Raw genomic sequence first — 21,590 nt, forward strand, 5'->3', positions numbered from 1 at the left:
AGAGAGGGAGTTCCTTAGACCGGTATCGGCGGACTGCCGGGCATCGTGATGCCGTCGGCGACCATGCTCGCGAGCGGCGGGCCGTACGCGATGACGATGAGCACCAGCGCGATGGCCGTCCAGAGCTTGTAGTTGTCGAGGATTCGGGGGCTGTGCTCCGGCCCGGACAGCGGGGCGGGGAAGTCGCTGTTGACCGACAGCCGACCGCCGCGGTGGGCCAGCCACGTCTCCGCCATCACCGCGAGGAACATCACCGCACCGAGGAACAGCAGGAGTCCACCGATGGCTATCTGGAGGCGCATCTCGGCGACGGTGCCGACGAGTCCTTCGAAGGCGAACTCGTCGTAGGTCGGCTCTGCCGTCCGGCGCGGGATGCCCGCGAGGCCGGCGCGGTGCATCGCGTTGGACATCAGCGCCATGCCGATGAACCAGACGTAGGGCTGTGCGAGCGCCACGGTCCGGCGCTGGAGGCGCTTGCCCGTAATCTGGGGCACCAGCCAGTAACTGATGGCCATCGCCGTCAGCGCGAACGCGGTGCCGACGGTGAGGTGGAAGTGGCCGGGCACCCACAGCGTGTTGTGGATGAGGTAGTTGATGTTCATCCCGGCGTTTATCATGCCGGAGAACCCGCCTGCGGCGAACATCAGGCCGGCGAGCATGCACCCGGCGAAGGCCGGTTCGCCCCACGGGAGACTCCGGAGCCAACCGAAGTACCCCTCACCGCCGCGCTGGCGCGCCCCGTGTTCGACGCTCGCGACGACCGTAAAGGCCGTCAGCAGCGACGGCAGGAGGAGGAACATCGTGTTCGTCATGGCGATGAACTTGAACCCCTCCGGGATGCCGGGGTCGACGTACTGGTGATGGAACCCGACCGGCGTCGACAGCAGGAGGAACAGGACGAACACGACGCGGGCCAGCGGGTCGCTGAACAGGCGTCCGCCGGCCAGTTTCGGCAGGATGGTGTACCAGACGAGGTACGCCGGCATCAGCCAGAAGTAGACGACCGGGTGGCCGAAGTACCAGAACAGCGTCCGGGTCAGGAGCGGGTCGACCTGACTGATGAGCCCCAGCGACCACGGGATGAGGAAGACGACGACTTCGACGGCAACGCCGATGGTGGAGATGTACCACATCAGCATCGTCGTCACTATCATGAACGTCTTCAGCGGGATGCGCTCGTCGGGGTGCTCGGAGCGCCACGCCCACAGCGACTTGAAGTACGCGAGCCCCGCAATCCAGGACCCGACGATGATGAGCGCCGCGCCCACGTAGAACGCCGGGTGGGCCTTCATCGGCGCGTAGAACGTGAACAGCACGTCGGCTTCGAGGTCGTGACCGAAGACGGTCGGTGCGCCGAAGATGCCGCCGAGGATGGCGACGGCCGCGAGCACCGTCCCGGTCAGCATCAGCCAGAACGCCGACCACGCGATGCGCTGTGGCAGTTCGCGTTCGAGGCTGTTGGCCACGCCCCACGAGAACAGGCCGGCGATGAAGAACGTCGTGAACACCAGCGCCAGCAGGACGCCGTGACCCGTCAGGAGGGTGTAGTAGTCCGCGGAACTGACGAACCCGCGGAACATGCCGGTGCGGTGCAGCGCCTGCACGATGCCGAACAGGGCACCGATGCCCAGTGCGACGAACGCGACGATGAACTCGCTTCGGACGAGTTTCGACGTCTTCGGGTACTCGTCGACGAACACCATCAGTTACTCACCTCCGTTGCGTTGTACTGGGACTGCGGAACGACTTCGACGGAGCCACCCATCGTGTGGTGGCCGGCACCGCAGTACTCGTGACAGACCAAGCCGTAGGTCCCCGTCTCGTCGAAGCGGGCCGTGACCTCTGCGACCTGTCCCGGGATGACCATCGTGTTGATGTTCGTTCCGGTGATGGAGAAGCCGTGCAGGACGTCGGCGCTGGTCACCTTGAACGTGACCAGCGTGTTCGCCGGAATCCGGATGGGGTTGTCGCCGCTCCCCGGAACGAACTGGAACTGCTGGGCCACCACGTAGACGACGTAGTGGCTCTCGTTGGCCTTGACGACGCCGGGGTCGTCGAAGTTGGTCCCCGTCTCGCCGCTCTGGACCGCCTGCGGGTCTATCTGTCCCCCCGAGTCGTCGACCATCGCGACGCCGGCACCGACTGTCCCGTACGAGATGGTGGCGATGAACCCGACGATGAGGAGCAACGCTGCACCGAGCCAGATTTTCTCGAAGTTGTGAACCTGCATAGTGAATCATCCGATGACCGAGACGCGGCCGAGGAACTCGACGAAGTACATGAACACCCACAGTAGGGCGATGAGGACGAAGTAGAACGCGACCAGCGCCGCCGTCCCCTTCGGGTCGAACTCCTCGTGGCCGAGTTCGACGGACGGTTCCGCTTCCTGTGCCTCTTCGACGGGGACCGTACCGTCCTCGCCGACCAGTTCCTGCGGCGGCCGGGTCGACTCCCGGTGGCGCATCGCCCCGGCGTACAACAGCGGCGCGGCGAACGCGAACAGGATGGACCCGGTGAACAGCCACCGCGGACCGGAGACCGGAATCTGCTGGCCCCCGCCGTCGCCACCGCCGCCACCGCCGGGCGGGCCGCCGACGACGACGGCACCTTTCATGCCGAGCGAGAGGTGGGGCTCACAGACGTACTTGTAGATGCCCGTCTCCTCGAAGGTGTGGCTGTAGGTCGTCCCGGCCTCGGCGACCGGGTCGCCCGAGTCCAGCGGCCCGTCGCCGTCCGAGACGACGTTGTGGCCGCCGCCCTCGCCGGTCCACGTCCAGACGACTTCCGTACCGGGCGAGACGCGGACCGCCGGCGGGTCGAAGGCGAACGCGCCGCCGTTGCCCTGCGCGCCGACGGCGATTTCGACGCTGTCCTGTCCGGTGCGGTCGACCGTCTCCCCGTCGTAGTTCGAGACGTCGTCGAACCAGCCACCGTAGTCGGGGTTGGCCGGCGGCCCCTGCTGTGCGGTTCCGCCGCCGCTACCGCCACCACCGCCGGGTCTGACGACGACGGCCCCCTTCATCCCGAGGCCGACGTGTGGTTCGCAGACGTACTTGTAGATGCCCTCGCTCTCGAAGGTGTGACTGTAGGTCGCACCCTGTTCGGAGACGAGTTCGCCCGAGTCCAGCGGCCCGTCGCCGTCCGAGACGACGTTGTGGCCGCCGCCCTCGCCGGTCCATTTCCAGACGACTTCCGTGCCGGGGCTGACCATCACCGCCGGCGGGTCGAAGGCGAACGCACCGTTGTTCCCCTGTGCGCCGACGGCGATTTCGACGCTGTCCTGTCCACGCTTGTCGACAGTGCCGTCGTAGTTCGAGACGTCGTCGAACCACCCGCCGTAGTCGGGTTCCTCCTGCGCTGTCGCCGTTCCGGCGGCGCCCAGTGCGGCCCCCGCGACCGCCGTCTGGACGAACTCGCGACGCCTCAGCGCCATCGGACACCTCCCCGCGTCCGTGGCGACGTGGTACTATCGGTTCCACTAGCCATACCCGAGGCGACAGGACTGAATGACAAAAAGGCGTCGCCGGCTTTTCAGGAGACAGGAACGGGCGAGGGTTTTTATGTTCCCTCCATCGTACGGGCGACCATGTCGACATCTAGCCCGCGTCTCGTGACGGTGCTGGCCCTGCTCGGCCTCGCGCCCGTCGCGTACTACTTACAGGGAACCGGCCGGACCATCGTCGCGCTCTCGCTGGTGAGCGTCGTCCTCATCGCCGCGAGCCTCCTCCTGATGACCGGCCCACACGAGGGACAGACCGCCTGAGATGGCCCCCGCGACGGCCGGTCTGACCGCGGGCGAAACCGTCGGACTGGCGGCCTTCGTCGGCCTCGGCCTCGTCGGGAGCGTCCACTGCCTCGGGATGTGTGGCCCCCTCGTCACGACCTACGCCGAGCGACTCGACTCTGGCGGGCCGGTCTCCGGGCACGAGATTCGCCAGCAGGCGCTGTTCAACGTCGGCCGCGCGACGAGTTACACAGCACTCGGGGCCGCCTTCGGCGCGGCGGGTGGGTTACTGTACGACGTCGCCGGCCTCGCGCGACTGGCCACCGGCGTCCGGGGCGTCGTCGGCGTCCTCGTCGGCCTGTTCATCCTCGCCGTGGGGATAGGGTACCTGACGCGGGGACAGGCCGTCGACGTGGCCGCCTCGCTCCCGGTCGTCGGCGGCCTGTTCCAGCGCGTCTCGGCCTCGCTCGCGGCCCGCCTCGACGACCTCGTGGACGGCCCCGGGATGGTCGCGCTGGGCGCGATGCACGGCCTCCTCCCTTGCCCGCTACTGTACCCCGCGTTCCTCTACGCCTTCGCGACGGGGTCGGCCGTGACCGGGTCGCTCTCGCTCGCGGCGCTCGGCGTCGGCACGATTCCGCTGGTGTTCGCCTACGGCACCGCCTTCGGGTCGCTGTCGCCGAGTCGCCGGTCGTCGCTCCACCGCGTCCTCGGGGCCGTCTTCCTCGTCCTCGCACTCGTACCGCTCGCCAACGGACTGGCGGCGTTCGGCGTCGCCGTCCCGAAACCGCCGCTCCCGATGCCGTGGACCTGACATGACCGAGTGCACCCTCTGCGGTCTCCCGACGGACGCGCCGGTCACCGACAGCGACGTCCCGGGGGCCTACTGCTGTCGCGGGTGTCTGGAAGTCGCCCGAACCCTCGACGACCCCGACGGGGGGACGGCCGACGACGTCGACACCGGCCCGGACCCCGAGGAAGCCGACGGTGAGACGGCCTTCCTCGCCGTCGACGGGATGCACTGTGCGACCTGCGAGACGTTCCTCGAAGCCCGTGCCGCCGACCACGAGGGCATCGCGGCGGCGGCGGCCAGTTACGCCACCGGGACGATGAAACTCACCTACGACCCCGAGGTGGTCGCGGAGGCCGACCTGCCCGAGGTGGTGGCCGGCACCGGCTACGAGGCGGGGTTCCGGACGACCGACCGCGAGGACGACCACGAACTGGAGGGTCGCCTCGTCGTCGGCGGGTTCTTCGGGATGATGACGATGCTGTGGTACCTCCTCTTTCTCTACCCGGCCTACCTCGGCGTCGACCCGAGCACGCTGTTGCTCGACCCGACCGGTCCGGCCGGCGACTACCTCCTGTGGAACATGGCGGTGATGACCGCCGTCGTCGTCGGCTACACCGGGTGGCCGCTGTTGCGGGGCGCGTACGTCAGCGTCCGGGCTGGCCGGCCGAACATGGACCTGCTGGTGGCGATGGCCGCGACGACGGCCTTCGTCTACAGCGTCGTCGCCGTCGTCCTCGGCGAGACGGAGGTGTACTTCGACGTGGCGACGGTCATCGTCATGGCCGTCTCCGTCGGGGACTACTATCAGGACCGAGTGCGGCGGGCCGCCGCCGGACGACTGACGGACCTCACTGCCCAGCGAGCGGACTCGGCCCGCCGCCGGACCGAATCGGGCACCGAGACGGTCGACCTCGCGGCGCTCGACCCCGGCGACGAGGTGGTCGTCAAGGCCGGCGAGCGAGTGCCCGTCGACGGCGTCGCCCTCGAAGGCACCTGTGCGGTCGACGAGTCGCTGGTCACGGGGGAGTCCCTGCCCGTCCGCAAGACGGCCGGCGACGAGGTGGTCGGCGGCGGGATGGTCACCGAGGGAGCGGTGGTCGTCGAGGTCGGTCCGGACGCCGAGAGCACGGTCGACCGCCTCACCGAACTGCTGTGGGCCGTCCAGAGCGACCGCCGCGGCGTCCAGCGACTCGTCGACCGCATCGCGGCCGTCTTCGTGCCCTTAGTGGTCGTGCTGGCGGTTCTCGCGGCCGTCGGTCATCTGGTCGGCGGGGCCGCCGCCACCGACGCGCTGCTGACGGGGCTGGCGGTGCTGGTCGTCTCCTGCCCCTGTGCGCTGGGGCTGGCGACGCCGCTCGCGACGGCCGCTGGCGTCAAGGCGGCGCTGGAGGAGGGAATCGTCGTCACCGACGGCGCTGTGTTCGAGACGGCCACGGACGTCGACGTGGTCGCCTTCGACAAGACGGGGACGCTGACGACCGGAGAGATGACCGTGCTCGACCGACCCGACGACGAGACGCTGCGGCGTGCCGCGGCGGTCGAACAGTTCGCGGACCACCCGCTAGCCGCGGCCGTGACCGACGCGGCGCCGCCCCCGGACGCCGCCGTCGACGGGTTCGAGCGACACCCCGGTCGCGGCGTCAGCGCCAGCGTCGACGGGGAGCGAGTCGTCGTCGGGACGCCCCCGCTCCTGCGCGACCGTGGTCTCTCGGTCCCCGGCGACCTGCGAGCGCGGTGCGACGAGGCCCGCGCGAACGGCCACGTCCCCGCCCTCGTCGGGTGGGGTGGCCGTGCGCGTGGCGTCCTCGTCGGGGGCGACCGGCCCCGGGAGTCGTGGGTGTCGGTCGTCACCGCGCTCTCGGCCGACCGGGAAATCGTCGTCGTCACCGGCGACAGTCCCGAGGCCGCCGCGTCGTTCCGCGACCACGACGCGGTCGACGAGGTGTTCGCGGGCGTCCCGCCCGAGGCGAAGGCCGAGGTGGTCGAGCGGTTGCAGTCGAGGGGGACGGTGGCGATGGTCGGCGACGGCACCAACGACGCCCCGGCGCTGGGGTCGGCCGACCTCGGCATCTCGCTGGCGTCGGGGACGAAACTCGCCGCCGACGCGGCCGACGCCGTCGTGACGACCGACGACCTGCGGGCCGTGCCCCGCGTGTTCGGCCTGACCGCCGACACCCGACGACGCATCCGACAGAACCTCGCGTGGGCGTTCTGCTACAACGCCGTCGCGCTGCCGCTGGCGCTCTCGGGCCTGCTCAACCCGCTGTTCGCCGCGCTGGCGATGACCGCAAGCAGTCTGTTGGTGGTCGGGAACTCCGCGCGGTCGCTCGGGCGGGACGAGGACGGCGGGGACGTCGGCCGACCGAGTGCCACCGCGGCCCCGGACGCCGACTGAGCGGGGCCGGAACTGTCCGTCTCCTTTTGTGCTTGCCCCGCCTACAGCGGTACGATGACCGAACAAGCGACCTTCGCGGGTGGCTGTTTCTGGTGTACCGAATCCGTCTTCGAGCAGGTGAAGGGGGTCGAGAAGGTGGTCTCGGGGTACGCCGGCGGCCACGTCGAGAACCCCTCGTACGAGGCGGTCTGCCGGGAGGAGACCGGCCACGCCGAGTGCGTCCAGATAACCTTCGACCCCGACGTCGTGAGCTACGAGGACCTCCTCGCGGTGTTCTTCACGACCCACAACCCGACGACGCTGAACCGGCAGGGCAACGACGTGGGGACACAGTACCGCTCGGCGGTGTTCTACCACGACGAAGACCAACGCGAGACGGTCGAGACGTTCATCGAGGAGATTCGACCGGGCTACGACGACGACATCGTCACCGAAGTCGAACCGCTGGAGACGTTCTACCCCGCCGAGGAGTACCACCAGAACTACTTCGAGAAGAACCCGAATCAGGCCTACTGTCAGATGACCATCCCGCCGAAGATAGAGAAGTTGCGGGAGAAACACGCGGAGTTGCTGGCATGAGCTTCGAGTTCACGACCGACGTCTCGATTCGGTACGACGACTTAGACACCTACGGCCACGTCAACAACGTCCGCTACGGCACCTACTTCGAGGAGGCCCGCATCGACTACCTCGCCGAAGTCGTCGGCCGCGGCGACAGGGAGTACCTCTCGGCGACGGGTGAGGGGACGGGCATCGTCATCGCCAACCTCCAAATCGACTACGAACGACCCGTTCGGACTGCCGAGGGCGTCACCGTGGCCGTCCGCGTGCCGCGACTCGGCACCAAGAGCTTCCCGTTCGAGTACGAGGTTCGCGACGGCGAGGCGGTGGCGGCCACGGGCGAGACGACCGTCGTCACCTACGACCGCGAGGCCGAGGCCCCGCAGGAGATTCCCGACGACTGGCGTGACGCCATCGCCCAGTTCGAAGGCCTCTGATGCTGTCGGACACCCCGGGCCTCCACCACGTCTCGGCCATCGGCGGTGACCCACAGCGCAACGCGACGTTCTACGGCGAGGGACTGGGCCTGCGACCGCTGGTCAGGACCGTCAACTTCGAGGACAAGTTCACCCACCACCTCTACTACGGCGACGAGTCCGGCCGTCCGGGGTCGGTCGTGACGTTCTTCGCGTCGCCCGGACAGGTGGCGGGCCGCACCGGGCGGCCCGGCATCCGGTCGTTCCTGCTTGCGGTCCCCGAGGACTCGCTGGCGTACTGGGCCGACCGACTCGGCGAGTACGGGGGCGAGGTGGGAGACCAGCGGACCCGGTTCGGCGAGCGCGTCCTCCCGGTTCGGGACCCCGACGGGACCCACGTCGAACTCGTCGCCGACGGCGACCACGGCGACCCGATTCGGTCGGGACCGGTCCCCGAAAAGCGGGCGGTCCGCGGCGTCCGTGGCGTCGCCCTCCGGTCGACGAGTCAATACGTCACCGCGAGCCTCCTCGATACGTTCGGGTTCACGCTCGCGGACGAGACGGCCGACGCCGTCCGCTACCGCGCGGACGAGCGCGGGTCGACGGTCGACATCCTGAAAGACGCCGCCCCGTTCGGCCGGGAGGGCGCGGGGTCGATTCACCACGTCGCCGTCAGCGTCGACAGCGAGTCCCAACTCCACGAGTGGCGGGACCTGCTCAGAGAACGCGACTTCGACGTCTCGCGGGTCAAAGACCGGCACTTCTTCCACTCGCTGTACGTCCGGGACACCGGCGGTATCCTGTTCGAACTGGCGACGGAACGGCCGGGACTGGGCGTCAGCCCCGACGACGACGCGCCGGCCGACGCGCTCCGACTCCCGCCGTGGCTGGAAGTAGACCGCGAGATGATAGAGTCACAACTCCCGCCGCTCTCGATGCCGGCGTGGTGACCCGATGAGCGACGCCGACCCGCACGCGGGACAGGAAATCGTCACGTCGGGCGCACCCCCACAGGCCGCCGAGGCGGCGGTCGTCGTGCTCCACGGCCGCGGCGACTCGGCGCGGCACTTCCTCAGACTCGCCGACGAGTTCCACCACCACGGCGCGATGTACCTCGCGCCGGAGGCGGCCGGGAAGGCGTGGTTTCCGGGTCCCGCCGACGCCCCACGCGAGCGTCGGGAGCCGTGGCTCGCCTCGGCGTGCTCGCTGGTGGCACGCGCGCTCGACCGGGCGGCCGACGCCGGCGTGGCCCCCGAGCGCACCGTCTTCGTCGGCTTCTCTCAGGGGGCGAGCGTCGCCGGGACGTACGTCCGCGGGACCCCGACCCGTTACGGCGGCCTCGCGATGCTCGCGGGCGGCCTCCTCGGACCGGACCCCGTCGCCGACGCCGCCGAGGCGGGGTCGCTGGACGGGACGCCGGTCTTCGTCGGGTGCGGCGACGAGGACCCATACGTCTCGCCGGACCGCGTGGGCGCGACGGCCGCGGCGTTCCGGGAGCTGGACGCCGACGTGACCGAGCGTGTCTACGAGGGTCTGGGACACGCCATCAACGACGACGAGATAGCGGCCGTCGACGCCCTCGTCGCGGCCGCTACCGACGGGTCATGACCTCACAATCCTGCTTCTGAGTCCCGCGATGTCGTCGGCACGGTGGAGGAAGACGCTCCCGACGACGCTCGTCAGGAGGACGTATCCGACGGTGAAGGCTGGAATCGTCTCCGAGAGCGTCGGCGTCGTCCCGGCCGTCGTGAGGAAGGCGGCGATGACCAGCGAGAACTCGCCGCGCGGCGTCAATGCCGCACCCATCCGGACCGCGCCGTCCACGTCTAACCCGAACGCCCGACCGGCGTAGTAGCCGCTGACGAGTTGCCCGGCGAGCGTCACCGCGCCCGCGCCGAGGACGAGCGGCGTGACGTCGGCGACCACGCGTGGGTCGGTCTGGACCCCGACCCAGACGAAGAACACGACGGCGAAGACGTCACGGACGGGGGCGAGGTAGCGCTCAGCCTCGGCGGTCAGGTCGGCGTTCTGGAACAGGCCGCCTGCGAGGAAGGCGGCGACGGCCTCGCTGGTTCGCGTGAGCGCTCCGAGTCCGGCGACGAAGGCCGCGACGCCGAGGGCGGCGACCACGAACAGGTCCCCGCGGAGGGGTCTGAACGCCCGACCGAGACGGTCGGCGCCGCGGAGCGTCACGGCGGCGACGACCACCAGAAAGGCGACGCCGACGGCGAGCGACCGGACGAGGTCGACTCCGCTCCCGCCCGCGACCAGCGCCGAGAGGACCGCGAACAGCAGCGCCGTCACGACGTCCTCGACGACGATGACGCCGAAGATGGCGTCGGCGGCCCGGGACCCCAGCCATCCGGCGTCGACGACGGACTTGGCGATGACGACCGTCGAGGAGTTGAACACGACCAGCGCGAGGAAGCCCGCTTCCAGCGGCGTGAATCCGGCTCCGAGGCCGACGAGAAATCCCAGCGGGAGGCTGACCCCGACGTCGACGCCGCCGGCCCGCGCGAACGCCCGCCGCTCGGCCAGCAGTTCGCCGACGCTCAACTCCAGTCCGACGAAGAACAACAGCAGGACGACGCCGAGCGCGGCCGGGAACGAGAGGAGCGTCGGGAGCGCGACGCCGACGGTGTCGGCTCCGAGGCCGACGCCGAACGGACCGAGCGCCACGCCGGCGAGGATGTACGTCGGAATGACCGACTGGCCGACGCGCTGTGCGGCGAGGGCGAGGGCGACCAGTCCCAACAGGGTGGCCCCGGCGACGAGCAACGGGTTCACCACGGCTCAGTCGAGGCGGTCGGACAGTTTCGCGTGGGCCTCGTCCGTGCCGACGGTCACCAGCACGTCGCCCGCCTCGATGCGCGTGTCGGCGTCCGGACTCGATATCGTCCGCTCGCCGCGCTGGACCGCGAGGACGAGGACGCCCGTCTCGGTCCGAATCGCGCTCTCGCCGAGCGTCCGGTCGACTACCGGGTCGTCCCGCGCGACCTCGACCCAGCGGATGCGTGCGTCCTCGAGGGCGTGGTCGATGTCGTCCGGCGCCGGTTCGAAGTACGTGCCGTCGTAAATCTCGGCGAGTTTCCGGGCCTGTCCCTCCGTGAGCGAGAAGAGACGTTCGCTGTCGCCCCCCTCGTCCTCGCGCCAGTACGTCTCGCGGGTCCCGTCGTTGCCGAGGAGCACCGTCAACCGCCCGCCGTCGGGGAACGACACCGCGTACCGGCGCCCGACGCCCGGGAGGTCCGTCTCGTAGACGCGCATGCTAGTGTCTCGTCGGCTATCCACTTCTGTATTCGTGTCAGACGACACGTTGCTCGGTTCGGCGGCGGCTCACCGAACCGAGAGCCCCGATGACAGGGGACCCAACCCGTCACCCGGGGAAGACCAGCGACAAGACGGCCAGAACGACGAACGCGAGGATGAGCCACTTCGCGATGTTCATCGAGAGTCCGGCGACGCCGCCAGCGCCGACGACGGCCGCGACGAGGGCGAGGACGAAGAACGCGACGGCGAGTTCGAGTATCGCCACGTCAGGTCCCCCTCGCTACCGGGTGGTGGTCGGGCGGTACGTTCGTGCCGGTCGGGAAACCGGTCAGCAGTGAGTCGGTCATGCGACACTCGCGGTACGCCACCGAACCACAAGTCCGAGCGGGTTGCAAGTGCAAGGACCTGACAGCGCGGGCGTCGATAGTCCTCCGACGGTGGCGTAGCCGGTACGGTCATTACCGTCGATGACCGACACACCGCCAGCGAACGGAGTGTCGATGAATCCTTTGGACGTACTCGGTGCCGGTGTGGTGTTGCTCGTCGCGGTCAGTGTCGGCGTCGTCGCCCACGAACTCGCCCACGTAGCCGCGCTCCGCGCGTTCGGTATCCCGTACGAACTGACGTGGCTGCCAGAGCGCGAACGCGTCGGTGCGGCCCGAGCGAGCATCACCGGTGGGTGGGCGACGGTCCGACCGGTCGGCCTCCCGTCGGGGTGTCCGCCGTGGACCCTCAGAATCGCGGCGCTGGCGCCGCTCGTGCTCTCGACGCCGCTGCTCCTCGTTCTCGTCGGCGTCGTTCCGGACCCGCTTCTGGTCGGCAATCCGCACCTGCAGGCTGCCGCAGTCGGGTGGCTGGCCTGTGCGCTCCCGAGTCCGCAGGACTTCTCGCTGGTCTGGTACGCCGACCGTGCGCTCGACCAGACGGCGGCGAGTTCGAAGCCGCGTCGCTGACGGCGGTCAGTCGTCTGCGGCGGGCGGCATCGCGGCCGCGTCGGCGACGGTCTGTTCGTCGGGACTGACCGGCGTCCACGTCAGGTCGCCGTCGTAGTGGAAGGCGCGGTGGTCCTGCGTCGGGTCGACGACGGTCAGCGAGAGCCAGCCGTTGTCGAGCAGGTGAGCGAGTTCCTCGTGGTCTGCGAGCACGTCGGCGACGTGGTCGACCGGTGCGTGGACGACCGTCGAGAGACGCAGGGGCTGGTGGTGTGGGTCGTCGTCCGCGGCGAGGACCGACTGCAAGGGGAGGCCGGTCATCAGGTCGCCGCCGTTGCCCTGATAGACGCCGACGTTGCCAACCGGGTTGTGGGTGACCTTCGACCCGCTCCCGAAGACGGCGGTGTCGACGGTGGCGAAGTAGTACTGGCTGTTTATCCACTGGGTGACCACCATCGGTCCGGCCATGATGGCCGCCAGCGCGTCGCCGTCGGGGTCGGTCGACCAGTCGTAGGAGTGGAGGAACGCGCGCCCGTCGAGGTCGAGCCCCTCGGTCAGGTCGCGGGGGCCGACGACGAACCCGGCGTTGCCGGCGAGGCCCCACTCGGGACGCGTCTCCGCCCAGTCGGCGGCGCGGCGCTCCGTCTCGCGCACGCCCGCGCCCTCGGCATCCATGGTGGCGGTGCGCTCGGCGGCCGCGCCCTCGCGGGCGGTGTCGAGGTCCGCACGGAGCTGTTCGAGGTCGTCGCGGTGGCTCTCGGGAACGTGGTCGGCGTAGAGGGTCACCTCGTCGGTCGTCGTGTTGTGCTCGCCGGCGAGGAAGACGGTGTCCTCGGGGACGTCGAACCCGCGCTCGCGGAGTTCCGCCACGACGGCGTCGTCGTTGCAGATGGCCGCGAGGACGCGGGCGCTCGGCCCCCCGGGGTTGCCCGCACACGCGCCGCAGTCCAGACTCGAATCGAACGGGTTGTTCGCCGTCTCGCTGGCGTGGCCCGTGAACACGACGAGGCGGCCGAACTCCTCCCACCCCATCAGGTCGAAGGCTGTCTCGGCGTACTCCACCTTCTCCTCCAGCGTGAGCCCTTCACGGAGGCCGTGGACGCCGTCCGGGTTGTAGTCCACTCTGGGCGCACAGAACTCGTGGTCGTCGGGGGTGCGGTCGTCGGCCGCGTCGAGGAACTCGGAGACCCTACCCGGCGCGAGCGTGCGGGCGGCCAGCGCGGCGCCGTAGCCGCTCCCGGCCGTCTCGACGAAACTGAACGCCGTCGCGGCGTTCTTCTTGAGCGACGCGAGGAGTTTCTCGCCGGCGTCGAGCGTCGACGACCAGCGGTCGTAGTCGGCCTGCGTGTCGTCGGCGTCCTTCGAGGGGCGGTCGGCGACGTAGTGCTGTGCGTCGACGATGGGTGGGCAGGCGTCGACGGCCACGTCTGCGTCGTACCCCTCGTAGCGCATCGGCACGCCGAAGAAGCCGGCGTAGCCGTGCGTGTCGTAGTCGCCCGTGGCTTCGAGGTGGCGGCGGAGAATCTCCGAGCGCGTGTCGATACAGAAGACGAGTTGGGCGTCCGGGCGACCCTCGTCGTCGGCCTCGGCGCGGGACTGGCTCGCGTCGCTGACGGCGTCGACGAGTTCCCCGCGATAGCTGGCCTCCCACGCCGTCAGCCAGCACTCGCGGAGCGGCACGTCCGCGCTCTCGCCGACCGAAGCGACGGTACGCTCGGCGTCTGGGGCTTCGAGCGGGTCGACGGGCGCGCCGAGCAGGTCCGCGAGCGTCAGGCGGATCGCCAGATACCCTTCGAGCGTGATGGGGTACTCCGACTGCCAGTCGCCGTCGTCGGCCGCGCGTTGCTTGACGTAGCCCGCCCAGCCGGGGAGGGCCGCCAAGTGGTGTTCGAAGACGTCGGGCAGGCGGTCGGACGGGTAGTCCGCGAGGTGGTGCTGGAGCGCGTCGACCGGGTCCTCGGGCAGGTCGGCGATAGCCCCGGCGTCCGGAATCTCGCCGTCGTGGCGGGCCACCGCGTGGAACGCGCCGTAGAACCCCTGCTCGCGGTTCGGCATCGGCCACTGGGCCTGCCCCTGGTCGAGGAACGACGACAGCCACTTCGTCAGGAGGCGGTCGACCTCGTCCTCGACGGTCTGTTCGGCGTCGGTCTCGTCGGTCGACGACGCGGCCATGCGGTCCAACGACGTCTCCGGGTCCGTGTCGTACCCGTGGTCGGCCAGTTCCGAGCGCAGGGCGTCGGGGTCTATCTTCCCGGCCTCCCAGGCCCGGCGGAAGACCTCGGCGCTGGGATAGCCGTCGGCGTCGAACAGTGCTTCGGCCTCCGAGACCGCCTCGTGGAACGGGCGGTCTTCGAAGCCCGAGAGCGGGTTGGCCGTCACGAACGAGTGGAGCGGCCAGACCGCTCCGACCGCGCTCGCCGCGTGTTCGATGCTGTCGCGAATCTGGGTCTCAGTACTCATTGTAGTCCTCCGTGGAAGTCAGAACGGTGTCGGACGGGGGTTGACTCAGGTTCAGGAGCGCCACGTACAGGCGCTGACTGTGCTCGTACGCGCCGCGTTCGATGGCGAGGTAGACGGCGAGGAAGGCCGCTGCCACGACGCCGTGGACGACCGTCAGGTCGGCGGGTACCGTGACGACCGGCACGTCCACCAGCAGCGCGTGGACGAGGTTGTAGGCGAGCGCGTAGACGGCTATCGCCGGCAGGAAGACGACCGGCACGGCCCCGAACCGGAGCGTGGCGGGCAAGTCCGTCTGCGCGACGGCCGTGCGGGTGGCGTGCAGCGTCGTCAACACGACCAGTCCCGCCAGCAGGAGGCCGCTGTCGAGGTGCGTCCCCTTGCCGGTGAGGACGGCGAAGACGGCACCGCCCGCGAGTGCGGACAGGAGAGCGACGACGGCACCGAGGACGCCAGGGGACTTCGACTCCGCTTCGCTCGGGGCGGTCTGTTCGACCTGTTCCCCCGCCGAGAGGAACTGGTAGGCCTTGTAGAACCCATGCAGGACGAGGTGGGTGAGCGCCGCGCCGAAGAACCCGAGGCCGGCCTGCATAATCATGAAGCCCATCTGCCCGACCGTCGAACAGCCCAGTTGGCGCTTCACGTCGGACTGGACGGCCTTGAGGAGTTTCCCCAGCAGGGCGCTCGTCGCCCCGACGACCAGAATCAGGAGCATGAACCCCGCGTCGGCGGTGACCACCGGGGCGAAGCGGAGCAGCAGGACGCCGCCCGCGTTGACGAACCCGGCGTGCATCAGCGCCGACGCCGGAGTGGGTGCGGTCATCGAGGAGAGCAACCACGTGTGGAACGGCACCAGCGCGGACTGCATCATCGCGGCAAGCAGGAGCGCCGCCGCCGCGACCAGCCACGGCGTCTGCGGGACGGCGTCGGCGGCGGCGACGATGCCGGAGACGGTGGTCGCCCCCGTCGCCCACCAGAGCGTGACGAGTGCGAGGGTCAGTAGCGCGCCGCTGGCGAGGAAGTAGCGGCGAGCGAGTGCGGCCGCGGCCTGTGCCTGCGGCCAGCCACGCACGTGACCTATCAGGTCGGCCATCACGAGACCCATCGCCACCCACGCGGCGGCGAACAGCGCGACGTGGTCGGCCGCGACCAGCACCATCACGGCCAGCGTGAACGCGAACACGCCGGCGAAGAAGCGGTCGATGGTCCGGCTTCCGGCCATGTAGCGGCGCGAGTAGCTGTGGACGATGCCGCTGAAGAAGGTGACGACCACCCACATGACGACGGTCACCCCGTCGACGGTCGCCACGCCGGGCAGCGTCCACGCGGCGTCGACCACGAGTCGGGCGGCGAGGACGCCGAGGCTGGCGACACACAGCGCCCACACGACGAGCGTGAGTGTTCGCGGCACCGACGACGTCGAGTCCGTCCCCGTGTTCGGAAGCTGTCCGACCGCAGTCGTCTGCTGTTGTTCCGTCATCGTTTGTTCCGTGTCGACCGGCCACCGCCACCGCGGACGTCTCGTCCCCGCTGAACGGTCATCGGTCGCAGTTACCCAACTATACGAACAAACCGTTTGTTAAAACCTTCTATTCTACCAATTCGTTCCTAGTAATGGGAATTATAGAACATTATGATTATGCATCGGAAAGCGACGACGGTCGAGGCTCGACCGCCGTTGCAGACGGGGCGGGCGATGTACCGAGAGACGTTGGAACGGGGCCAAACCAGCGAAGCGCCACCAGACCCCGGCCATAGCCGGACGAGTCAGTCACGAGACGTTGGGCTGGCTTCCGTGGAAGTGATGCCGCCATCGCCGAGGGGGACCGAGCGACCGACGAACGGGAGGACCGGGCGTCCGAGAACAGAACGTTCGTTTCACTCCGAGATGCGAACAGACCGTGAGCTAGCGGCCGCGGTCGAGACAGAGCGGCCGGCGGGAACTACTCTGACGTGAACTCGCCGAACGGCGTCGTCTCGTGGCTCCGGACGAGTACCTCGTCGGCGACGGTCAGTCCCATGTCGAGCAGTGTCTGGGCGACCGGGGTGATGTCGTTGTCCGTCTCGCCGACGACGGTGACGAGCAGGTTCTGCTCGCCCGTGACCAGTTCCTGCACGGAGACGACGCCGTCTATCTCCAGAATTTCGGGTATGAGGTCGCCACGTTCGGGTATCGAAGCCGTACAGAAGAGGAGCATCCGGAGCGGATACCCCGACCGCTGGTAGTCTACCTCGGCACTGTACCCCTTGATGATGCCGTCCGACTCGAGGCGCTGGATGCGCTTGCGAACCGTACTGTCGGACGTCCCGGTCCGGTCTGCGATGTCACCCGACGACGTGTTTCGAGCGTCCTCCTGCAACGCGTGGAGGATTTGGCGGTCCACTTCGTCGACGTTGTCAGCCATATCGAGTGGTTCTACGGCGGCAACAAAGGGACTTTGGCTCCTGCAGTGCCACCGATGGGCGATTCGTCGCACCGAGAGAGATAGAGTCACCGGAAACGGTCCGTGAGAGTCCGTCGGCGCGATTCGATATAGCGCGCTATGATTTATGGCCGAGTGACAACCGACGCGTCGAACTTTTACGAGTCGGGCGGTTATGGGCGTCTAATGGTCCAGAACGTGGCGTCTGTGATGCCGGAGCTGGAGCCGGAGGACTTCCACCTGCTCTCCGGCGTCGAACAGGGGATGCGGTTCTCCGAGTACGTCAACCGCGAGAAGCTCACCGAGTTCTCCCGACTCTCCGCCGAGGACGTGGACTATCGGCTGGACCGCTGTGAGGACAGGGAACTCGTCGAGCGCAAGACCATCCAGTACGAGGGGTTCAAACTCACGTTCGAGGGGTACGACGCGCTCGCCTTGCACACCTTCGTCGAGCGAGACGCGATAGAGGGGTTCGGCGCGCCGCTGGGCGTCGGCAAGGAGAGCGACGTCTACGAGGTGCAGTCCTACAAGCCGATGGCGCTGAAGTACCACCGCGAGGGGTACACGAACTTCCGCGAAGTGATGCGCGAGCGGGACTACACCTCCGACCGGGACCACGTCTCGTGGCTGTACACTGCACGGAAAGCCGCCGAACGAGAGTACGAGGCGCTGGAGACGCTGTACCCAGACGTCTCCGTCCCCCAGCCCATCGACACGAACCGCCACGCCATCGTGATGGAGAAGGTAGACGGCGTCGAACTCTCCCGGACCGGTCTCGAATCCGAGCAAGTGGTTCCGGTGCTGGAACTGATTCTCGACGAGATGCAGACTGCCTACGGCGAAGGGTTCGTCCACGCGGACATGAGCGAGTACAACGTCTTCGTCACGACCCAAGGGGTCGTCGTCTTCGACTGGCCACAGGCGGTGCCGACCGACCACGAGAACGCACGCGAACTGTTGACTCGTGACGTGGACAACATCGTGAGCTACTTCCAGCGCAAGTACCCCGCCGAGGTCGGCGACGTGGACGTAGACGGCGTCGCCGAGGCACTCGCGTCCGAGTCCTTCGACTCTCTGGGCGACCACACCGACTGAACGGATTTTGCGTGTTTTGCCGGCTCTGAAGCGGTGAGCGGACGGTCTGTGCGGCGTTCGCCGGCCACCTTATAAACCATATAACGCTATATCAAATCGTCGTTCGGTCGGCGACCCCGGTCTGTGTCGGCCCCGTTGAGAAGCGCTGACGCTACGGTTTTCGGGTGAGGAGCGGGGCAGAGCCAACGGCTAAGTTCGCGTGGGCCGACGGTCCGACCATGACGCTCGAACTACTCGGCGACTTCGACGCAGACCCAGCAGAAGGTGAGGTCGTCGACGGCGAACTGGCCGTGACCGACGACGTGTTGGTCAAGGCCTTCGCGCTCGGCCCGGACGGACGCATCGAACCGCACGAACACGCCGACGCGACCAACGTCTTCCACGTCGTCGAGGGGACAGTCACGGTCCAGCGAGACGACGAGTCCGAATCCGTAACTGCCCCGGGCGTCGTCCTCAACGAACGCGGGCAGGTCCACGGCGCGCACAACGAGACTGACGAGCGAGCGGTGCTGACCGCGAGCCTCTGTCCGCTCCCCTGAGGACTCAGACGCCGCCGACCACGTTCGACTGACGCTCGGCGTACTTCGCCAGCACGTCCGCCTCGAAGTGGAGTGGGTGCCGACCGATTTCTCAGACAGCGTGGTCACCCGTAGGTCTTCGGGACGACGGCGACAGAGAACGTCTCCGCGGACCGGTCGCTGACGGTCAGACTCGCGCCGTCCAGCGCGACGGCCCCCTTCTCCACGAGCGAGACGATTTCCGCCGTCGCGTCCACGGTGCCTTTCACGAAGTGGCCGTCGAACCGGTCGGCGGCGGCGAGCGGTCACTCCATGTTGACCGAAGCCCCGGGGTCGAGGCCGGAGAGATAGGTTCGCCGGACCGCCTCGGCCGACATGTACGCCGAAATCAACTGCCGCCGACCGCTTCGGCGGTGAGGCAGACGCCGGTGATACCGACGCTATCCCCGGGTCCCAACCCGCCGGTGTCCGTCGCTATCTGGATTCGACACCCGCTGTCGAGTCGGTCGACGTTCCGCACGGTACCCGTCGTCTCCACGACGCCAGTGTACATGACGTCCGTGACCACCGAGCAATTCCACAAACCCGCTCCCGTCCTCAATTTCGGGATGGTGCGGGCGGACCAGTCGAGTTCGCACCCCCTCGGGACCCCTTCGAAGCCGCCCTATCGCCTTGAAAACCGGACGAGGGAGCCGAAACGGCCGACGGCGCGTCCGACCGACTCGCCGTGCGTAAACGAGTGGGCGCGATACAGAATTGCCCTGCGCCGCCCACTCCCGTCCCGTCTCACCCTGCAATCGCCGTGACGATTCTCGGGAGTTGCGGTTCTCGTGACGAATACCGGCCGAGCGTCGTGTGGCAGTCCGACCGACGTATCGAGCGGTACTGCCCCCTCGAGCCAAAGAGCGCCGATAGCGAGTCAGAACTGACCGCGGACCGCCCGCGTCTCAGGCCCCGTCCTGCACGTCGGCGTAGAGGTCGGCGACGACGTGGACGTACAGGGCGACGCCGACGACCAGCGCCCAGTACGGCGCAGAGACGAACCAGAGGCCGCCCACGGCCACGCCCCCGATGATGGCGTGGCTGAGGAGTCGCTGGGACTTCGAGAGGTCCTCGGTCTCGAAGATGTCGTCCTGTCCGGTGAACGCGAGCGCCGGGTTCCGGAGGAGGCGGCGCGTGCTCTCTGCGGACCCGGTGTTGAGGTACGCGACGAGGAAGTGGTCGAAGTCGATGCCGACCCCCACGACCACGGCGACAGCGACGACGGCCGCCGGATGGACCGGGGGCGCGGTCAAGAGCACGAGTGCGACCCCGGCGACGAGGGAGAGAATCGCGTGGTTCCGAGAGTACATTCGATGGCGATTCACACGCCAGCGTAATGAACGCTGTCGGGTCGCGGCCGTGGCGACCGGTAGACTGACACTACCGTCCCCCAATCGAGGGACATGGACGAGCAGTTCCTCGAAGCGACGGTGAGCGTCCGCGGGGTCGTCCGCGGCCCCGACGGCCGAGTGCTCACGATTCGTCGGGCGAGCGACGGCGGGTGGGAACTGCCGGGCGGGCGGATACGCGACGGCGAACGAGTGACCGACTGTCTCCGCCGGGAGGTCGAAGAGGAAACCGGTCTGTCGGTCGCGGTTCACCACCCGGTCCACGCCGTGACGTGGCACAACGACGCCGGGAACGGCAGGCTGGCGGTGTACTACAACTGCGCCGCCGACCGGACGGCCGTGACGCTGAGCCACGAGCACACCGACTCCGAGTGGGTCGGCGAGTCGACGGTGTGTGACCGACTGAGCGACCCGCAGGCGACGGCCACCCGACGAGCGCTCGCCGCCAGCGCGACGCCACCGGTAGAGAGCGACGACTAGCCGTCGGTCCGTCTCCCGAGGGCCCGGCCGAACACTCTGCGGACCACCCGGTCGCTCCCGAGGTGGTAGAGGGCGCGACCCACCAGCGAGTCGATGCGCTCCCAGCGCACCGTCGGAACCGCCTCGCCGCCGAAGTCCGTCTTGAACGAGAAGGTACCGTCGGCGAAGTCCGGCGTCGTCTCGCCGAAGTTGCAGGTCGCGTACCCCGCCTCGATGCCCCACCGGACCGCCGCCCGGTACAGCACTTCCGAGGGAAACTGCTGGAAGTTCGTCGGGTCGTACGCTGGAAAGAGCAGGAACAGGCGGTCCCGTTCGTCGTCGAGGACCGCCAGTAGTTCGCCCGCCGAGTCGCCGCGGTCGTCGGTCGCCCGGAACAGAACGAGGCGGTCCCCGACGTGGTCGAGCAAGGCCCGGAGGAACGCCCGAGACGCCCCGTCCCCGTCGATGCGTCGCATGTGGTCGGCGTGGCGCGCCGCGAAGGTGTCGATGGAGTCCGCGGTGACCGGCACGTCGCTAGCGGTGACGCCGGCCTCGTCGGCCTTCCTGAGGTTCCGTCGCTTCTTCTGCGAGAGGTCGCCGGCGACGTCCTCCCACCGCCGGTCGAGGTGCAAGGCGAACTGGCAGTCCCGTACCGAGGCGAAGTAACCCCGGTCGCGCAGACGCGTCGCGTACCGGAGCGAGCGCCCGTCGGCGGGTCTGAGCAGGTGTCCGACGGTTCGGCCGCCGGTCAGCGCGGCCATCTCGTCGGCGATAGCGTCGAAGACGGCCGCCTCGTCCGTCGCTATCATCGCTCCGTTCGACCCGGGTTTGGCCGGACCGAGGAAGCGAAACGGCGTTCCCGGGAGTGGTCGGACGAACGCCGGGTGGACGCCGACGAGCGTCCCGTTCTTGCGCACCTGTACGTGGCGTGCGGACGCCCCTGTCGCGTCCTCGTAGGCGCTCAGCCACTCGTAGCGCTCGAAGACGCTCCCGGTGTGGGACTGCTGGGCGACGACGGCGTTCCACTCGCCCCGCTTGACCTCGGCGATGGAGCGGTGCACCGACGTCGTGAGGGTGGTCATCCCTGTTGGTTCGCGCGGCCCCACCCTAACTGTACGGTTCGGCCGAACCGTACCGCATCGGGCGGTAAGTCCCG

The 21,590-nt window shown here is 68.8% G+C and carries 24 protein-coding genes; 11 read left to right on the forward strand and 13 right to left on the reverse strand.

Annotation, left to right across the window (positions count from 1 at the left end; genetic code table 11):
* Positions 1-14: 14 nt before the first annotated feature.
* From Hhyl6_RS04960 to Hhyl6_RS04970, 3 genes are read right to left on the reverse strand one after another with little or no spacing between them, the layout of a single operon-like run.
* A complete protein-coding gene (locus tag Hhyl6_RS04960; RefSeq protein WP_483738114.1) occupies positions 15-1,703 on the reverse strand; it encodes a b(o/a)3-type cytochrome-c oxidase subunit 1 in 1,689 nt (562 codons plus the stop codon).
* A complete protein-coding gene (locus Hhyl6_RS04965) occupies positions 1,703-2,230 on the reverse strand; it encodes a cytochrome c oxidase subunit II (protein WP_483738115.1) in 528 nt (175 codons plus the stop codon). The genes Hhyl6_RS04960 and Hhyl6_RS04965 overlap by 1 nt, the downstream gene beginning before the upstream one ends.
* Positions 2,231-2,236: 6 nt before the next feature.
* Positions 2,237-3,433 (reverse strand): halocyanin domain-containing protein, encoded by a 1,197-nt coding sequence (locus tag Hhyl6_RS04970; protein WP_483738116.1) that lies wholly within the window; start codon positions 3,431-3,433, stop codon positions 2,237-2,239.
* 153 nt (positions 3,434-3,586) lie between these two features.
* Here Hhyl6_RS04970 and Hhyl6_RS04975 point away from each other — a divergent pair, with 153 nt between their 5' ends.
* From Hhyl6_RS04975 to Hhyl6_RS05005, 7 genes are read left to right on the forward strand one after another with little or no spacing between them, the layout of a single operon-like run.
* Positions 3,587-3,763: a DUF8131 family protein gene (locus Hhyl6_RS04975; RefSeq protein ID WP_483738117.1), complete on the forward strand. Its 177-nt coding sequence runs from the start codon at positions 3,587-3,589 to the stop codon at positions 3,761-3,763.
* A gap of 1 nt (position 3,764) precedes the next feature.
* Complete coding sequence (locus Hhyl6_RS04980; RefSeq protein WP_483738118.1) at positions 3,765-4,538, forward strand: sulfite exporter TauE/SafE family protein; 774 nt, start codon at positions 3,765-3,767, stop codon at positions 4,536-4,538.
* A 1-nt stretch (position 4,539) separates the two neighbouring features.
* Positions 4,540-6,912 (forward strand): heavy metal translocating P-type ATPase, encoded by a 2,373-nt coding sequence (locus tag Hhyl6_RS04985; protein WP_483738119.1) that lies wholly within the window; start codon positions 4,540-4,542, stop codon positions 6,910-6,912.
* Positions 6,913-6,966: 54 nt separating this feature from the next.
* The gene (gene msrA, locus Hhyl6_RS04990; protein ID WP_483738120.1) at positions 6,967-7,491 is read left to right on the forward strand and encodes a peptide-methionine (S)-S-oxide reductase MsrA; all 525 of its coding nucleotides are present in this window, start codon (positions 6,967-6,969) and stop codon (positions 7,489-7,491) included.
* Complete coding sequence (locus tag Hhyl6_RS04995; RefSeq protein WP_483738121.1) at positions 7,488-7,910, forward strand: acyl-CoA thioesterase; 423 nt, start codon at positions 7,488-7,490, stop codon at positions 7,908-7,910. Before msrA ends, Hhyl6_RS04995 begins: the two co-directional genes overlap by 4 nt.
* Positions 7,910-8,839 (forward strand): VOC family protein, encoded by a 930-nt coding sequence (locus Hhyl6_RS05000; protein ID WP_483738122.1) that lies wholly within the window; start codon positions 7,910-7,912, stop codon positions 8,837-8,839. Before Hhyl6_RS04995 ends, Hhyl6_RS05000 begins: the two co-directional genes overlap by 1 nt.
* A 4-nt stretch (positions 8,840-8,843) precedes the next feature.
* Positions 8,844-9,497 (forward strand): alpha/beta hydrolase, encoded by a 654-nt coding sequence (locus Hhyl6_RS05005; protein WP_483738123.1) that lies wholly within the window; start codon positions 8,844-8,846, stop codon positions 9,495-9,497.
* On the opposite strand, the gene Hhyl6_RS05010 is transcribed toward Hhyl6_RS05005, so the two are convergent.
* The 3 genes from Hhyl6_RS05010 to Hhyl6_RS05020 all read right to left on the reverse strand — a co-directional run bounded on the left by Hhyl6_RS05010 (position 9,492) and on the right by Hhyl6_RS05020 (position 11,418).
* Positions 9,492-10,676 (reverse strand): cation:proton antiporter, encoded by a 1,185-nt coding sequence (locus tag Hhyl6_RS05010; protein WP_483738124.1) that lies wholly within the window; start codon positions 10,674-10,676, stop codon positions 9,492-9,494. The two genes, Hhyl6_RS05005 and Hhyl6_RS05010, sit on opposite strands and share 6 nt — an antisense overlap.
* Before the next feature lie 6 nt (positions 10,677-10,682).
* Positions 10,683-11,156: a cation:proton antiporter regulatory subunit gene (locus Hhyl6_RS05015; protein WP_483738125.1), complete on the reverse strand. Its 474-nt coding sequence runs from the start codon at positions 11,154-11,156 to the stop codon at positions 10,683-10,685.
* 109 nt (positions 11,157-11,265) lie between these two features.
* Positions 11,266-11,418 carry a DUF1328 family protein gene (locus tag Hhyl6_RS05020; RefSeq protein WP_483739676.1) on the reverse strand — a complete coding sequence of 51 codons (153 nt, stop codon included), beginning with the start codon at positions 11,416-11,418 and terminating at the stop codon, positions 11,266-11,268.
* A gap of 208 nt (positions 11,419-11,626) precedes the next feature.
* Between Hhyl6_RS05020 and Hhyl6_RS05025 the strand changes: the two genes are divergently transcribed.
* Positions 11,627-12,112, forward strand: coding sequence for a hypothetical protein (locus Hhyl6_RS05025; RefSeq protein ID WP_483738126.1), 486 nt, complete (start codon positions 11,627-11,629; stop codon positions 12,110-12,112).
* Positions 12,113-12,118: 6 nt separating this feature from the next.
* On the opposite strand, the gene Hhyl6_RS05030 is transcribed toward Hhyl6_RS05025, so the two are convergent.
* From Hhyl6_RS05030 to Hhyl6_RS05040, 3 genes are all read right to left on the reverse strand, one after another.
* A complete protein-coding gene (locus tag Hhyl6_RS05030) occupies positions 12,119-14,551 on the reverse strand; it encodes a DUF2309 domain-containing protein (protein ID WP_483738127.1) in 2,433 nt (810 codons plus the stop codon).
* Complete coding sequence (locus Hhyl6_RS05035; protein ID WP_483738128.1) at positions 14,541-16,028, reverse strand: proton-conducting transporter transmembrane domain-containing protein; 1,488 nt, start codon at positions 16,026-16,028, stop codon at positions 14,541-14,543. Before Hhyl6_RS05035 ends, Hhyl6_RS05030 begins: the two co-directional genes overlap by 11 nt.
* A 463-nt stretch (positions 16,029-16,491) precedes the next feature.
* Positions 16,492-16,953: an Lrp/AsnC family transcriptional regulator gene (locus Hhyl6_RS05040; protein ID WP_483738129.1), complete on the reverse strand. Its 462-nt coding sequence runs from the start codon at positions 16,951-16,953 to the stop codon at positions 16,492-16,494.
* A 204-nt stretch (positions 16,954-17,157) separates the two neighbouring features.
* Between Hhyl6_RS05040 and Hhyl6_RS05045 the strand changes: the two genes are divergently transcribed.
* Together Hhyl6_RS05045 and Hhyl6_RS05050 are read left to right on the forward strand one after the other, a co-directional pair.
* Entirely contained in the window at positions 17,158-18,066 is a 909-nt protein-coding gene (locus Hhyl6_RS05045; RefSeq protein WP_483738130.1) for a serine/threonine-protein kinase RIO2, read from the forward strand.
* A 218-nt stretch (positions 18,067-18,284) separates the two neighbouring features.
* Positions 18,285-18,605: a cupin domain-containing protein gene (locus Hhyl6_RS05050; RefSeq protein ID WP_483738131.1), complete on the forward strand. Its 321-nt coding sequence runs from the start codon at positions 18,285-18,287 to the stop codon at positions 18,603-18,605.
* Positions 18,606-18,709: 104 nt separating this feature from the next.
* Here Hhyl6_RS05050 and Hhyl6_RS05055 read toward each other — a convergent pair whose 3' ends face one another.
* The 3 genes from Hhyl6_RS05055 to Hhyl6_RS05065 all read right to left on the reverse strand — a co-directional run bounded on the left by Hhyl6_RS05055 (position 18,710) and on the right by Hhyl6_RS05065 (position 19,936).
* Positions 18,710-18,853 carry a hypothetical protein gene (locus Hhyl6_RS05055; RefSeq protein ID WP_483738132.1) on the reverse strand — a complete coding sequence of 48 codons (144 nt, stop codon included), beginning with the start codon at positions 18,851-18,853 and terminating at the stop codon, positions 18,710-18,712.
* Between the two features lie 119 nt (positions 18,854-18,972).
* Positions 18,973-19,137 (reverse strand): hypothetical protein, encoded by a 165-nt coding sequence (locus Hhyl6_RS05060; RefSeq protein WP_483738133.1) that lies wholly within the window; start codon positions 19,135-19,137, stop codon positions 18,973-18,975.
* Positions 19,138-19,531: 394 nt separating this feature from the next.
* Positions 19,532-19,936, reverse strand: a complete 405-nt coding sequence (locus Hhyl6_RS05065; protein WP_483738134.1) for a hypothetical protein — start codon at positions 19,934-19,936, stop codon at positions 19,532-19,534.
* Positions 19,937-20,029: 93 nt separating this feature from the next.
* Here Hhyl6_RS05065 and Hhyl6_RS05070 point away from each other — a divergent pair, with 93 nt between their 5' ends.
* A complete protein-coding gene (locus tag Hhyl6_RS05070; RefSeq protein WP_483738135.1) occupies positions 20,030-20,455 on the forward strand; it encodes an NUDIX hydrolase in 426 nt (141 codons plus the stop codon).
* On the opposite strand, the gene Hhyl6_RS05075 is transcribed toward Hhyl6_RS05070, so the two are convergent.
* Positions 20,452-21,516, reverse strand: a complete 1,065-nt coding sequence (locus tag Hhyl6_RS05075; protein ID WP_483738136.1) for a GNAT family N-acetyltransferase — start codon at positions 21,514-21,516, stop codon at positions 20,452-20,454. The two genes, Hhyl6_RS05070 and Hhyl6_RS05075, sit on opposite strands and share 4 nt — an antisense overlap.
* Positions 21,517-21,590: the final 74 nt, after the last annotated feature.

It is taken from the genome of Haloarcula sp. H-hyl6 (genome assembly GCF_056934455.1).

Bases quoted from the DNA above. Each gene is read 5' to 3' on its own strand.
- Hhyl6_RS04960 (WP_483738114.1), bottom strand. From the start codon at position 1,703: ATGGTGTTCGTCGACGAGTACCCGAAGACGTCGAAACTCGTCCGAAGC.
- Hhyl6_RS04965 (WP_483738115.1), bottom strand. From the start codon at position 2,230: ATGCAGGTTCACAACTTCGAGAAAATCTGGCTCGGTGCAGCGTTGCTC.
- Hhyl6_RS04970 (WP_483738116.1), bottom strand. From the start codon at position 3,433: ATGGCGCTGAGGCGTCGCGAGTTCGTCCAGACGGCGGTCGCGGGGGCC.
- Hhyl6_RS04975 (WP_483738117.1), top strand. From the start codon at position 3,587: ATGTCGACATCTAGCCCGCGTCTCGTGACGGTGCTGGCCCTGCTCGGC.
- Hhyl6_RS04980 (WP_483738118.1), top strand. From the start codon at position 3,765: ATGGCCCCCGCGACGGCCGGTCTGACCGCGGGCGAAACCGTCGGACTG.
- Hhyl6_RS04985 (WP_483738119.1), top strand. From the start codon at position 4,540: ATGACCGAGTGCACCCTCTGCGGTCTCCCGACGGACGCGCCGGTCACC.
- msrA (WP_483738120.1), top strand. From the start codon at position 6,967: ATGACCGAACAAGCGACCTTCGCGGGTGGCTGTTTCTGGTGTACCGAA.
- Hhyl6_RS04995 (WP_483738121.1), top strand. From the start codon at position 7,488: ATGAGCTTCGAGTTCACGACCGACGTCTCGATTCGGTACGACGACTTA.
- Hhyl6_RS05000 (WP_483738122.1), top strand. From the start codon at position 7,910: ATGCTGTCGGACACCCCGGGCCTCCACCACGTCTCGGCCATCGGCGGT.
- Hhyl6_RS05005 (WP_483738123.1), top strand. From the start codon at position 8,844: ATGAGCGACGCCGACCCGCACGCGGGACAGGAAATCGTCACGTCGGGC.
- Hhyl6_RS05015 (WP_483738125.1), bottom strand. From the start codon at position 11,156: ATGCGCGTCTACGAGACGGACCTCCCGGGCGTCGGGCGCCGGTACGCG.
- Hhyl6_RS05025 (WP_483738126.1), top strand. From the start codon at position 11,627: ATGACCGACACACCGCCAGCGAACGGAGTGTCGATGAATCCTTTGGAC.
- Hhyl6_RS05030 (WP_483738127.1), bottom strand. From the start codon at position 14,551: ATGAGTACTGAGACCCAGATTCGCGACAGCATCGAACACGCGGCGAGC.
- Hhyl6_RS05035 (WP_483738128.1), bottom strand. From the start codon at position 16,028: ATGACGGAACAACAGCAGACGACTGCGGTCGGACAGCTTCCGAACACG.
- Hhyl6_RS05040 (WP_483738129.1), bottom strand. From the start codon at position 16,953: ATGGCTGACAACGTCGACGAAGTGGACCGCCAAATCCTCCACGCGTTG.
- Hhyl6_RS05045 (WP_483738130.1), top strand. From the start codon at position 17,158: ATGGTCCAGAACGTGGCGTCTGTGATGCCGGAGCTGGAGCCGGAGGAC.
- Hhyl6_RS05050 (WP_483738131.1), top strand. From the start codon at position 18,285: ATGACGCTCGAACTACTCGGCGACTTCGACGCAGACCCAGCAGAAGGT.
- Hhyl6_RS05060 (WP_483738133.1), bottom strand. From the start codon at position 19,137: ATGTACACTGGCGTCGTGGAGACGACGGGTACCGTGCGGAACGTCGAC.
- Hhyl6_RS05065 (WP_483738134.1), bottom strand. From the start codon at position 19,936: ATGTACTCTCGGAACCACGCGATTCTCTCCCTCGTCGCCGGGGTCGCA.
- Hhyl6_RS05070 (WP_483738135.1), top strand. From the start codon at position 20,030: ATGGACGAGCAGTTCCTCGAAGCGACGGTGAGCGTCCGCGGGGTCGTC.
- Hhyl6_RS05075 (WP_483738136.1), bottom strand. From the start codon at position 21,516: ATGACCACCCTCACGACGTCGGTGCACCGCTCCATCGCCGAGGTCAAG.